Here is a 13068-nt window from a genome sequence, read left to right on the forward strand (position 1 = left end):
CCCTTTTACTTCTTCAGGTACAGGCCAATGAGCAGAAGCTTAATACCTCTCATGATCTCCCACTCCTTGGAGAAGCTCCTGATCCTCTTTCTTACTTCTTTTCCGGGAGCACCAAAGAGCTGTTCCCAACCGTATTTACGCAGGAACCCGGATTTAAGCCCGCTCTTTACGTCGATCCTTATCTGGTCATATACCTGGCTTAACATTCTGGAGGTCTGATAGTACTCCCCCTCTCTGCCAAGTCCGTTCTCCGTGGCCTGCTGCCTGATATTCGTTGTGGTGGTCACGAAGTTACCCATCTTCTCATCCCCGATGGAATGAACAACAGAGCCCGGCATCTGATAATAATCATAGAGCTTGTCAGCTACATAGCTGACCCTGCCTGAAAAAGAAATGAACCTGTACCACAGCAGCATATCAACGAAGGCCTTCTGATCCTCTGCGTAGCGAAGCCCCTGCTCCATCATGATGCTGCGTCTTACAAGCTTGTTCCAGGAAAAGCCCTCGATATTGTGCGTCAAAAGAAAGTCTCTCTGAGCGTCGGCGCTTGATACAGCCTTTCTGTCAAGGACAGGCGTAGTCCAGTCCAGCTCCTTTCCCTCTTCATCAACATATCTGAAGGAGCAACAGGCCATGTCCGATCCATCCTCGCAGATAGCCCCGTACATTTTATCAATAAAATCCGGATGCATGTAATCATCGCAGTCCATGAAGGTGATGAACTCACCGGTCGCCTCAAGCAGCCCGCAGTTACGGGAATTGGCATGTCCCGTATTCTCCTTGTGAATCACCCTTACTCTATCATCCTTTTTGGCAAAATCATCCAGGATAGCCGGTGTACCGTCCGTTGAGCCATCGTCCATAAGGAGCACCTCCAGATTACGGTAGCTCTGGGCGAGAATGCTGCTAACGCAGCGGTCTATGTACTTTTCTGCGTTGTAGATAGGTACAACGATGCTTATCTTAGTATTTTCCAATGTTTAATACTCCAAATTAATATCACTAACTTTATCTGCACAAACCTTAATAATTAATACCCAGTTCCGCATTTTTGCTCTTGTCATAAACCACAGTGGTTTTGATCTGCTTTTTAATAATACCATGTCTGAACAGCGTGTCGGAAATGGCATCTCCTACGTACTCAGGATAAGGCCAGGTATTGTTCCAGGCTTCGTTGTCCGTCACATGAAGCTCAAGTTCGGACATGCCTTTTTCGTCGGCTTCCTCAAACTGTGCCAGAATATCCTGTCCTGCAGCGTAGGTCTGCTCCCAGGCAAGACCAAATACGTTGTAATCTGCATAGGATTTACAGTAATTAAGGCTCTGGGCTCCAAGAATAAAAGTGAGCACCAGCAAAACCAAGCTTAATCGGCTCTCCTTCATGATATAGGCCAGCATTAACGCCACTGCGGTAAACGCCCAGAAAAAGGCAGATACAAGCACATCACTTCGCTTGATATAACCCTTCCCCGCAACTGCTGCCATAAGTATCAGGTAGATGGTTGTAAGAATCCCCGATGCTATGATAACCGGCATTGCATTCATCTTAAGCTTCTCTCTGACTGCTCTGATGATGGCTATAGCAATTATAACTATGATGATAAGAGCTGCCATCTTGTTTACGGAGCCCATCTTTTTGACAAATCCAAGGATAGCTTCTGACAGCCCTGCCTTGCTCTCCTGCTGCTTAACCGCGGCATTTCTCTGATCCATCGCCTGCACAATAAGAGCAACAAACCACAGACCAAGTCCCGATACATAGAACCAGGTGTTGGACATAAACTTCTTAAGCTCAGTATTGTTAAATTTCTTAGGTAAAAAAGTGATCAGCTTAACGCCACAGAAGGTGGCAAAAATAATGTTGTGAAACATACTCGAGAACACAGACAGATACATTGCAAGTACCAAAGCCGCTGCCCCTGCCGCTCCAACTCTCTTCTGCAGAATATCCGCAGAAATACTGGTTCCGTCCCACTCTTTTTCCATAAGAAACAGAACAAGACCGGCATTTAACAGCGCCGGCAGAATATAGTTAAATACACAGTTGGGATCCTGGGCATAGAAAAGATGCTCATTCCCTGTCCAGTCGTTTTTGAATATCAGAAAATGCAGAAACAAAAAAATCAGAGTTATGGCCCTGCTACTCCACTCCTCCTTATTAACTCGTCTGATAACTCGCTCCAGAAGCATTACATAAACAAGGATCGCACCTGATACAACAAATGCATAGATAAAGGCCATTGACTTAAGATAATCCTTCAAAAATGGATAAACCACATATGCCCCGATCTCAGAGACAAAGGCAAAAAAGGTCTCGGGAAATACCTTTATTCCATTAAAGCTTCCCGGAATCGGAAGGGGCCTTCTCCAGTAGCTCACATAGGTCCAATCGTCTGCATTAAACAAAATCATGGGATGGGCTATGTAAAAAAATGAAAAGAGCCCTATAAAAATACATAAGTAAAAAGCTATGTTCAAAGCCTTGTTTTTCATACAATACTCTCCAGTCCCTCAATGGATTTCTCAATGGTAAAATCTGCTGCGCGGCGTCTCGAAGCCTTGATAAATTCTGCAGCATCGCTTCCCCCTGTAATTGCGATGGCCTTATTAAGAGCCTCTGCGAGAGCCTTGGGACTTCCCGCCTCAAATAACAGACCATCCTGTCCGTCCGTTATGATCTCCGGAATTCCGCCCACGTCTGAAGCCACGCAGATAAGCCCCTGAGACATCGCCTCTATAATGGATATGCCAAAGGCCTCCTGCCATATCGGAGGATAGACGAAGATCTTCGCCTTATCATAAAAAGGTGCCTTATTAAGCTGAACGCCGTAGAAAGTCACGATGTCCTTAAGACCAAGTGCCTTCGCTTTTTGCTCCAATTCTACCCTTGCGGGGCCATCTCCCAGTATATCAAGATGAATATGGCACAGCTTCTCATCATTAACGAGAATTCCCAGCGCATCTACGAGTACATCCACGCCCTTAACATCGACAAGTCGTCCGATATAGAGAAGATTAGCATTGTCATGCTCCTTTGAGCGCGCTTCATCTTCTATTGCTTTTATTCCGTTATATACAACTTTCACCTTATCCGGCGAAAGCTTAAATTCTTCAACGTAGCTTTTTTTAGTAAACTCAGAAACTGCAATTAGTGCATCGGACGATCGTAAAACTTTGGTCAGAAGCATGTAATGCAACTTGTCCTTGAGCTTATTTCCTGTATAAAAAAATCTGTCCTCAAATGAGCAATGAAGGTATTTAAAATATTTGGGGGCTTTTACAGTTTTATGCAACAGATAATAGAACAAGTAGGTTCCTACTCCCTCATGATGCACTATCACTGCATCATAGCCATTTTTCCTCGCCAGCGCCTTGAGCCGTCCCAGCTTATTTAAAAAAGAGCCTTCCGTTATGTCATAAACCTGAAGTCCTTCACCTCTCATCCTGTCAGCAATTTCGCCCATGCCAAAAAGAAAGCAGAATTCATGCCTCTCTTTACCAAGTAGCCCAATCTGCTCACATAATATCTCTATTCCGCCGGCCCCTCCGCCGGCTAGAAGGTGAAGTACTTTTTTCATAGACGTAAATAATTATTTATCCTTATCTCTGCAAACACATTCCGAAGGCTTGGCATAGACCGTGCTGTTATCCGGAACGTCATAGTTTACAAAAGTATTTGCTCCAATCCATACGTGATCTCCGATGGTTATATTGCCAACTACCACCGCATTAGGGTATATTACAACATCACTTCCGATAGTTGGTCTCCCATCATTGGAGTCAGCCCCAATCGTAACTCCCTGCAATACCGAAACTCTCTCTCCGATACTCTCTGCATTGATTACACAGTATCTATGCGGTAGCCATAAGCCGCCCCCAATTTTTCCACTCCTGGAGTGAATTTCAACAGTCTTCTGAGTGGGATACAGTTTAAAAAGGGCTTTGCTTGCGAGCTTAAATAACGCCCCATTTGACTTCTCACTGCTTATGCGATACTCAAATATATTTCTGTACTGTGGAAAAGCCCTGATTCTGTCCTCAAGAAATTCCAACGAAAACTCTCTTTGGGACTTATGAACAGTATCCATTTCGATGAGTTTCTTAACTTCATCGCTGCTTTTATTGTATAAAAGCTTAATAGCGCAGCGAGCAATCATCTTCTTCATTTAATTTACCCCCAATTATTAGAAGCCCATTTTTTCTTGCGAAATTCCAATCCTCTGACAGTATAGTAGACGCTTCTAAGAGGTCTCTTGATATAACGCTCCAAAACGCCGCTCATTCCTTCTTTCCTCATAAGCTTGGCAAACCTGGCTCCTTTACCGGTCCTCTTAAGCGGAACGTCCTTGTAAGGAGACTTAAGGTAATACTTATACCACTCTTCTCCCGCGTAGATATCATAGCTCTTCCAGGGCTTCTCCCCGGTTATGTAATGGATAACCGCTGCATCCTTAACGGCATCCTTCCAGCTTCTGTAGTTAGTTCCAAAAAACTCATTGAACTCAGCCATTGTGTAATACTGCGGTATCTGCTCAGCAATGTATCTGAAGGGCATACAGTTATATCTGGGCGGAAGGAATTTGATCATTCCCTTGCACACCTCGTTAAAGGTCTGCTGATCCATTGACGCACGGTTCCCGAGAGCTCTTCTATGCTGAATCAGTCTCTCGCTCATATTCTCTTCTCTCATGAGCTTTGCATTGAACAGGATAAAACCGCTGTTTATCCTCTCAGCCTTATCGATAACACATTCAGTGTGAAGAACTGCGGCAAAATAATACTCTGTCACATCTGTTTCAGAATACAATTTCCACAGGTCTTCACGTATCACCATATCGGAATCAATATATAAGACCTTATCATATTCGGAAAGTAAATCGCAGATTTCGAACTTTAGAAGTCCCGCTGAAGAAATATTGGCCAGCTGCATGATATCACTGAATCTGTCCAAAGATCGTTTTAGACAGGTCACACTGCAGTTTCCGTACTTCTCAAAGGGCTTGAAGGCTGCTTCCGCCTCCTTATCAAGATCACCTCCAAGAATATAGATATCAAGATAGGTATCACTATTCCTGTTCTCCAAAAGAGACGTTATTGTCACGGAAGTAGGCATTATGAAATTTTTATCGCACACAAGTACAACAGGTAACTTATTCATCTATTTATTCCCATTTCCCGGTTTTCTTGTTTCTTCTCTCTTTTCGCTCCTTAAGAATAGCAAATACTCCGCTGATTCCCTTTTTTCTTACGATATTAACTAATTTATCCCATCTGTAGCCCCAGATGCCTCTTAGTTTGAAGGGGACATTCTTGTATGGAGACAGCTTGTAATACTCATACCACTCCTTTGCCCAGGGTCTGAAGGTATACTTCCAGGGCTTATCTCCGGTGGCATAGTGAATAATAACGGCCTTGTTGATCACGTCCTGTGGTCCCTTGTAATCAGAACCATATACTTCATTCAGGCGCTCTATCCTGCCTGTTGCCAGCTCTATTACCTTGGGAGGCACGCAGTTATATTTTATATCCTGATACAGATAGTCCTTGCCGGTTACAATGTTATAGGTCTGCTGGTCCATGGATCCTCGGTCTCCAAGGCTCCTTCTTACTTCTCTCATCTTGAGATTGAGCTTCTCATCACGGATTCTCTTGGCATTAAACAGCATGATACCGGCATTGACATTGCCGGTCTCCTCATCCATATTTAAGATTTCCTTCACACCTGCTGCGTAGTGATCTCCCAGCTCCACATTATAGAGATCACTAAGATCGCCTCTTACGATAATATCTCCATCAAGATACAGCAGCTTATCATAGTTCGGCACCAGTTCGCTAACATCAAACTTAAGAAGACAGGCAATTGAAATATGGGCCAGTTGCTTAATATCCCTGTATTCATCAAGGGATGCTCTAACGAGATTGATCGGTGATCCAAAGCTCTTGAGCTCATTGATCTTCTCATAAGAACTCTCCGAGCATTCAGCCATTATGATGTACACATCATATTCCGTCTCCGGAGCCTTGTTTACAAGAAGAGATGTAATTGCCACACAGGTTGGCATTATAAAATTATCGTCACTAATAAATACTACAGGTATCATACTATCCTTCATTTCCTACGCTTTACCCAGGGCATATAGATGTCCAGCCACAGGGACAGCTTCTTTTTGCTACTGACGGTTGGCGTTCTCTTAACTTCCCGGAAGTTTTCCGTCAGCTCTTTTTTTATCTCATCAATATATTTGTCTTTGTCATCAATATCGCAGTTTCTCAGTTTCCCAAGACAGTCTGCCTGGGCCTGGCAAAGAGACAGAAGTGCGTATCCTTGAAGCTCCTTCTCTCCCAGCTCCTCGAAGAACTCATAGCGCTTACGTCTTGCATCCAGTACGTCAAGCCTCTTAAGCGAAAATCCGCTGTGGGTTATACTTCCTTCCCTCTTGGAGCGGTAATAATATACTATCCTATCAGACAGGGCGATCCTCCCGGCCTTCCAGAACAGGCGGTACACCATGTACTCATCCTCGTGAATCCTGCCCTCAGGAAACTCCAGATCATCGAAAAGACTCCTGTGAAACAGCTTGGTCATCACAATGCCCCAGCCCTTACGGTACTCACTCATAAGTATCCGGCACATCTCTGCGGAAGATAACACCTTGCATCCATCGGAATCGGTAAATTCCTTGATGTCTTCCTCTTTGAAAAAATTGTTGGAACGGCCCTGCGCCAATAGAACCTTATTATCAACAGCGCATTTATACAGGGTCTCAACATAATCCTTCGCGATCATATCATCGGAATCAATGAACGCCAGGTATTCACCCTTGGCTTCACGTATTCCTGCATTTCTTGCGCCGGACAAGCCCCTGTTCTTCTGATGAATAACCTTTATTCTGTCATCACTATCAGCCCATTCGTCGCATTTTTCACCTGTTCGGTCTGTAGCTCCATCATCAACAAGGATTATTTCCAGCTTCTCATAGGTCTGGCCGCAGATACTCTCCACGCAGGCATCTATATATTTTTCAACATTATATGACGGAACAATAATCGATATAAGTTCCTGTTGTTTTTCCGACATATTATCACTCACAATCACTTTAATATCTTAACCTTAACAAACTTCTTGATCCATTTAAGCACATAAACCAAATAATGGCGGCAGAAATCCACTGCAGAAGCAGAGCCTGTTCCTATGCCGTTTTCAGCTGCATATTTCTTGAAATACCTGCTGATACACAAAAGTCGCGGTTCTACCAGAAATCCGTTCTTCCTGATTAGTGGCAGATTTCCTGCAGTCGAATAAACATAGTCTGCTGATATATTTTTCATCTCGTTAATCTGAAACTGAAAAACTATCGGCACAATACTCCTGAGGAATACAATCTGCTTGGTCCTTTCCGATGCAAACACCGAATTATGAGAAATTGTGCCCTCCACGGCAGCAAAAACTTCACTGGAATTGACATAATATATCTGTTCAGCCGCTGACAGGGTTTCCGGATAAAAGATCTCAAATCCGTTGTCCTTCATCACTTTTTCTATACTGATCTCACCAATTTCCGCACTGCCTATCCTGGTTCTGGAAAAATAAACCTTGGAAAAGGCTTGTTTACCTGAGCACCTAAACCTTGCTTCCTGCACAGCACGGTCTATCATCGCGTTATATTTGTCCGTATAGTACTTCCCGGGATAAAAAGCCGGCTCCGGCACATATACTTTTTTAAACCGAGTAGGCTTATCGACATAAATTATCCTGTCCTTCGATATGCCAAGGAGTTCAATAAGCTCAAGATAATTGCCGTATAATTCCTTATCTTTCCTGATGAAAACCACAGGAAGCTCGTTTTCAAGTGCATACCACAACCTGGTGATTATATCCACCAGAAAATGTCCCCACTGGGGCCAGAACAGTCCGATGTATATTACTTCCCTATCATTTTCGATCACTTCAGAGGCTTCAATATCATATCTTCCACCGAATCTTTTTCTGCAGAGATTGGAAACGGTGACACATTTGCCGGCATCCATCAGTGAATAGTCGATGAACCGGTCTTCGCTGTCAATTACTCCGCCAAGACCATAGGTAGCCTTGTCAAGTCCGTGATTGACGGTATCTTTCTGCGGTGTAAGAACAGTAGCGTTTTCTACCGCAGCTACTTGAAGCGGCTCACTTCTCTTGTAACTTACATCCGACAGTCTCTTGTATTCACTTTTAAGCCCTTTTGGCATGTAAAATCTACTCAACATATTACCTTTTCAACTTTTTGGCTACTTTCTCTCTGCCCTTGTGAAGCTTATACAACATTGTATCTTCAAGACTGATAAGCTCTTTAGCTGCCTTATTACCACTGTCCCAGCCAAGAGGATCCTTGTCGTAATAATCCTTGTTTTCCAGAATTATTCCCCGAAGGAACCTTGCCATATCCTCTTCCCAATTGAGGTTAAAGCCCTCTGCAATAGGATTCTGCCTGAGCATATCCATATACAGCTCGTCGTTAGAGTCGACCTCTGCGACTTTCTTAACCATCTCATCGATTGTCAAGCCGCTGCAGTTGATGAAGGACTTGGGGTTGTATATCTTGTTAACATCATCCGGGCCCCAATAAATGGGAACTGTCCTTGCCTGAAAAGCATTGTATATCTTCTCGGATACCATTCCAGGAGTGTTAACGTTCTCAAAGGCAATGGTAAACTTATAATCCTTGATAAAATCCAGCTTGCCGTGGAACCATTTGCCGTTTCTTGGCTCAATAGCATCCTTCATGTTGTTGAGTACCTTGCCGGGGCAGTCAACATGCTTGTATTCCATCAGTTTCTGACAGAACTGCTTTCTAAGAACAGCGCCTCTTCCGTTAGTCTCATTGGAAAATACGAAGTTGCAGAACTTCCTGCCAAGATAATCCGCCTTTTCATCAAATACGGAGAAATCCGCTTCCTTCGGTGCCATGTAGGGCTTGCAAAAATACCTGTCACCAACTGTCATGGGATATTCCGCTATGGCATAATCGCACTCGTTAAAATCGGGAATGACACCCTCTGATGCAAAAAAGATCTTCACGCAGTTCTTGTATTTATAATGCTCCATTCCTGAGCCAAACACTCCGTAAAAAAGATAATCCGGCTCATCGCTGTACTCAAGCTCAATATCATCTCCAAGGAGCTTCTCTAAATACTTTTGCTGCTTGCCGTAGGTATCGACAAACTTAACCTTTACTTTCTTCATAGATCTGCCGCCCGTCGCAGTTTCTGCGATTCCTCTTCAAATACTTTCTTCTTGTCCTTCATGGTAATGACACCGCCGCCCACTTCGTAGATGGCATCACAGTTTCTGATGGTTGTGAGCCTGTGAGCAATGATAACCAGGGTTGTCTTACCCTGAAGATAGTTGATGGATTCCATAACAGCTGCCTCTGTCTCAGAATCAAGAGCCGATGTAGCTTCATCCAGGAACAGAACTGAAGGCCTTGTATAGAGGGCTCTTGCAATTCCGATTCTCTGTCTCTGACCACCGGAGAGCTTAACACCTCTGTCACCCACGACAGTGTCAAGCCCCTTATTAAGGCTTCTAACATATTCGTCCAGCTGTGCTTCCTTGAGCGCAGCCCAGATCCTGTCATCATCCACCTCTTTGTGCCCAAAGGCAACGTTGGCTCTGATGGTATCATCGATAAGATAGATCATCTGAGGTATATATCCCACAGACCTGTGCCATGCATCGTCATTGGCAAATACATCCTTGCCGTCAACCATAACCTTGCCGCTCTGGGGCTCAAGGAGTCCTAACATGATATCTGCAAGAGTGGTCTTGCCTGCGCCGGATTCTCCGATAAGCGCCACAGACTCATTCTTTTTGATGGTCATGCAGGCATCTGTAAATACAGGGTTATCTCCCTCAGGATATTTGAATACAACATGTTCAACCTTGAGAGCATCAGTAAGCTCAAGGGCTGTGGTTCCCTGTCTTGCTGCAACTTCCTTCTTGATCTTGTCAGCCTGAACCAGGTCCTCGTATATTGCATCAACGGAAGCCTTGCCATACATAATGCTGCCCATGTGCTCAGTCATTCTGTTGAAGGCGGGAAGCATACGTATCGCTGCAAGAGCAAAGGCTGAAAGAGTTGCAGCAAAGGCCTTCACGTCCACATTCATGCTCATTCTGATGATGATGGTGATAAGAAGGGCTCCCACTGTAAGCATCTCAGTAATGTATTTAGGGAAATGAGTGTAGAGATTGAATTTCTTGTTGGATCTGATGGACTTATCATATGAAATACTGAAGTTATCCAAAAAGAACTGCTCTCTGTTAAGAACCTTAAGTTCCTTAATGCCTCCAAATGACTGAATAAGCCACTTGTTCAGATCTCCGGAAGCAGCTCTGGCATCCTCACCGGCCTTAACCTGGTTCTTCCTGTATACCTTGAAGATAACAATAAAAGCCACCAGGAATATACCTGCCAAAAGCATCGTTGTTACTGCATCTGTCACAATAAGAAATACCAGCATGCACGCAAAGGTGAACATCTCTACCAGGATACTTACAATTGCCGATATTACATTCAAAAAGCTCACAACATCGCTGTTAACGTTTCTCTGAAGCTCAGGAGCCGCATGCTCAACGTGGAACAGATAGTCCTGGCTGAGGTAACAGTCCATCAGCCTCATGGCAAGGCTCTTCCTGTTCTTGTACACGAAATCCAGCTGAAATTTAAATCTGAACATCAGATACGCATTTTTCACAATGTACAGAATAATAAGTCCTACAGAGAAGTATATTACAAAGGTCTTGATTGTATGCGCATTGAATATATCCGCGAACAATTTGTAATTCTTGTTGGTATCTATCTGTCCCGGATCCAAGATCACATTTACAAGAGGAAGCAGTGCCGATACTCCAAGCAGTTCAAATATTCCGGCAAACAATGCCAGGAACACGTTCAGAACCAGCTCCGCCTTTTGACTTTTATTAAAAATATAATTTACTTTTTTTAATGTATCCATTTATCATTCTCACTATTGTTTAATTAACCAAAACCAATGATACCATACCATCAACCACATTTACACTGTAGAGATGATTGTTGTCCATATCACCGGGATTGGCGAAGAGTTCATCATAGTATCCCTTATAGTCAGGACCCAGATTCTCTATATATACATAATTAAATTTGCCGTTAATCAGCTTATCGGACACTTCCTCAGGAGTTAATCTGTCGCTCATGTATCCGTCAATATACCAGGAGCCTGCGCTTGAGGAAGCCGGAGCCACCTGGAAATAGAAATCGGGATTCAGATTCTCGTTTTCAATATTTGTATCCATAAGATATATCTTATCGCCGTAGTTAAAGGACTGTCCCTCCAGTGCATAGAAATAATGCTCTGTGGGCTTCTCCACCAGGTTAAGCACAATGGAACCGCAGTTGAAGAACAACATAATGGCGAACAACATTACCAGAGTCTTATTGACTCCAAGGTCTCCTCTCGTCCTGTCATGGTCAAGCCACAGCTCTCCCAGAACCACCAGCATCGCCAGAAGATAGGGTCCGAGATAGTTGTCGGAAGCCGCCAGTGTGGGCTGATTCTTGTAAGCCATGAAGGCGATAGCCCCCATAAGCCTGAAGATCTGCATCAGCACATAGCCAACTACCAGGAAGATTACCATATAATCATCAAATTTATTCTTATCTGACATTTCTTCCTTCTTAAGGATAGCAACTCTCCAGAGTATGATGCACAGAAGAAGGAATGCTCCCATGGATATCGGAATTCCGTGGCCTATCTGGGGTACATCGATTTTGATAAGGCCATCGTACCCTGTAAGGTCATGCCCGAGAAAGGTCCTTGCAACATAGGCAAATGCCTCATTCTTAAAAGACTCTTCCACATCCTTGGCCTTGATCAGATAAATACATACCAGTGTATATGCACCCATCAGGGCAGCGATAACTGCTATAGGCTTTTTGGTCTGAAGTTTCCACAAAACAATGCATACTACGATAGCTACTACTATCGCTCCTATAACAACTACCGGACCGGCAGCAAAAAGTTTCCCTGCCATTTTGGCAACAGTGCCTGAGAGACCTCCCGTAACAGTTCCGGTAAAAGTCAGATACAGCTCCCAGGTCAGGTATGCTGCGCCGATAGCTGCAAGATTGGCTCCAATTACAGTCCAGGTCTTCTTAAGGTCAAATTCCTTATGAAGCAGCATCACAGCATAAATTATGATGAGATAGACAATCGCATCTATGATTCCCGTTCTCTTGGACAACACAAGAATAAATACGGAAAATAAGCTTGAACCCAGATAAAAGCCGTCCTTTTTAAGATAATACTGTCTGAAGTATATTAAAGCGACAGCCATAAGAAGATACTGTATATAATCAGGCTGAAACGTTGTATAGCCCACAAACTTATAATTAACATCCCTCAGACAATAAGGAAGAACGGTAATAAACAAAGTTGTGATCAGAATCTTATTTTTTTCTTTAAAAGAAGTAATATGAGCAAATAGCGGAAGAAGCAGGCTCACAGCCATTATCTGCTGCCCCCACATCATGATTCCGGTTGAACAGGAGAGCCATAGCTTTGTACTGAAATAGTCCCACAAGGATACCGCCGGGCAATGGTAAGGAGCCAGGTCCGTCGTCATAGGTACATTTGAGTAGTCATTCAGCATATAGAAGTACTTGATGACTATCGCCCAATGATGTCCCTCATCGGTTCCCTGATTGAATATTCTTCCATAAGCCACAAAAAGAAAGTACACAGATAAAGCGAGAAACACTATAAGTCCCGGCGTAAACAGATTCTCTTTTATTCGCTCTCTGCTCTTAACACACGTAATAACCGTATATACAGCACATGCTACTGCAAGAACAAGTGACAGTATAATTCCGGGGGTAAATGTAGTTATGATTCCGGAGAAATACAGAAGTGTTATAACCGAAAAAATTGCCGGAGCCACCGTTTCTTCTATTCTCTTGTTAAAAAACAATGCAATTGCAGCTGCTATAGGAAGTGCAACAACTATAGACATTCTCTAATCCTCTCCCATGTAGTTAATTATCCGTC

At 43.6% G+C, this 13068-nt stretch carries 11 protein-coding genes; all 11 read right to left on the minus strand.

Features of this window, described 5'->3' with window-relative positions; translation table 11 throughout:
* Positions 1-5: 5 nt before the first annotated feature.
* From G588_RS21285 to G588_RS0105090, 11 genes are read right to left on the minus strand one after another with little or no spacing between them, the layout of a single operon-like run.
* Entirely contained in the window at positions 6-977 is a 972-nt protein-coding gene (locus G588_RS21285) for a glycosyltransferase family 2 protein (protein ID WP_022777667.1), read from the minus strand.
* Between the two features lie 46 nt (positions 978-1023).
* Complete coding sequence (locus G588_RS0105045; protein ID WP_022777668.1) at positions 1024-2493, minus strand: hypothetical protein; 1470 nt, start codon at positions 2491-2493, stop codon at positions 1024-1026.
* Entirely contained in the window at positions 2490-3578 is a 1089-nt protein-coding gene (locus tag G588_RS21290; protein ID WP_022777669.1) for a glycosyltransferase family 4 protein, read from the minus strand. Before G588_RS21290 ends, G588_RS0105045 begins: the two co-directional genes overlap by 4 nt.
* 12 nt (positions 3579-3590) lie before the next feature.
* Positions 3591-4166, minus strand: coding sequence for a serine acetyltransferase (locus G588_RS21295; RefSeq protein ID WP_022777670.1), 576 nt, complete (start codon positions 4164-4166; stop codon positions 3591-3593).
* 5 nt (positions 4167-4171) lie between these two features.
* Positions 4172-5158 (minus strand): glycosyltransferase family 8 protein, encoded by a 987-nt coding sequence (locus G588_RS0105060; RefSeq protein ID WP_022777671.1) that lies wholly within the window; start codon positions 5156-5158, stop codon positions 4172-4174.
* A 4-nt stretch (positions 5159-5162) separates the two neighbouring features.
* A complete protein-coding gene (locus G588_RS0105065; protein WP_081644261.1) occupies positions 5163-6113 on the minus strand; it encodes a glycosyltransferase family 8 protein in 951 nt (316 codons plus the stop codon).
* Entirely contained in the window at positions 6110-7090 is a 981-nt protein-coding gene (locus G588_RS19245) for a glycosyltransferase family 2 protein (RefSeq protein WP_196804945.1), read from the minus strand. The genes G588_RS0105065 and G588_RS19245 overlap by 4 nt, the downstream gene beginning before the upstream one ends.
* A 2-nt stretch (positions 7091-7092) precedes the next feature.
* The gene (locus G588_RS0105075) at positions 7093-8247 is read right to left on the minus strand and encodes a glycosyltransferase 61 family protein (RefSeq protein ID WP_081644262.1); all 1155 of its coding nucleotides are present in this window, start codon (positions 8245-8247) and stop codon (positions 7093-7095) included.
* A gap of 1 nt (position 8248) precedes the next feature.
* Positions 8249-9223 (minus strand): glycosyltransferase family 10 domain-containing protein, encoded by a 975-nt coding sequence (locus G588_RS0105080; protein WP_022777675.1) that lies wholly within the window; start codon positions 9221-9223, stop codon positions 8249-8251.
* On the minus strand, positions 9220-10998 hold the full coding sequence (locus G588_RS19250; protein ID WP_022777676.1) for an ABC transporter ATP-binding protein: 1779 nt from the start codon (positions 10996-10998) through the stop codon (positions 9220-9222). Before G588_RS19250 ends, G588_RS0105080 begins: the two co-directional genes overlap by 4 nt.
* A gap of 19 nt (positions 10999-11017) precedes the next feature.
* A complete protein-coding gene (locus G588_RS0105090; protein ID WP_022777677.1) occupies positions 11018-13033 on the minus strand; it encodes a hypothetical protein in 2016 nt (671 codons plus the stop codon).
* Positions 13034-13068: the final 35 nt, after the last annotated feature.

Origin of the sequence: Butyrivibrio sp. AE3009 (genome assembly GCF_000420845.1) — a bacterium.
GTDB lineage: Bacteria > Bacillota > Clostridia > Lachnospirales > Lachnospiraceae > Butyrivibrio.

Bases quoted from the DNA above. Each gene is read 5' to 3' on its own strand.
- G588_RS0105080 (WP_022777675.1), bottom strand. From the start codon at position 9,223: ATGAAGAAAGTAAAGGTTAAGTTTGTCGATACCTACGGCAAGCAGCAA.
- G588_RS19250 (WP_022777676.1), bottom strand. From the start codon at position 10,998: ATGGATACATTAAAAAAAGTAAATTATATTTTTAATAAAAGTCAAAAG.
- G588_RS0105075 (WP_081644262.1), bottom strand. From the start codon at position 8,247: ATGTTGAGTAGATTTTACATGCCAAAAGGGCTTAAAAGTGAATACAAG.
- G588_RS0105065 (WP_081644261.1), bottom strand. From the start codon at position 6,113: ATGAAGGATAGTATGATACCTGTAGTATTTATTAGTGACGATAATTTT.
- G588_RS0105060 (WP_022777671.1), bottom strand. From the start codon at position 5,158: ATGAATAAGTTACCTGTTGTACTTGTGTGCGATAAAAATTTCATAATG.
- G588_RS0105090 (WP_022777677.1), bottom strand. From the start codon at position 13,033: ATGTCTATAGTTGTTGCACTTCCTATAGCAGCTGCAATTGCATTGTTT.
- G588_RS21295 (WP_022777670.1), bottom strand. From the start codon at position 4,166: ATGAAGAAGATGATTGCTCGCTGCGCTATTAAGCTTTTATACAATAAA.
- G588_RS0105045 (WP_022777668.1), bottom strand. From the start codon at position 2,493: ATGAAAAACAAGGCTTTGAACATAGCTTTTTACTTATGTATTTTTATA.
- G588_RS21290 (WP_022777669.1), bottom strand. From the start codon at position 3,578: ATGAAAAAAGTACTTCACCTTCTAGCCGGCGGAGGGGCCGGCGGAATA.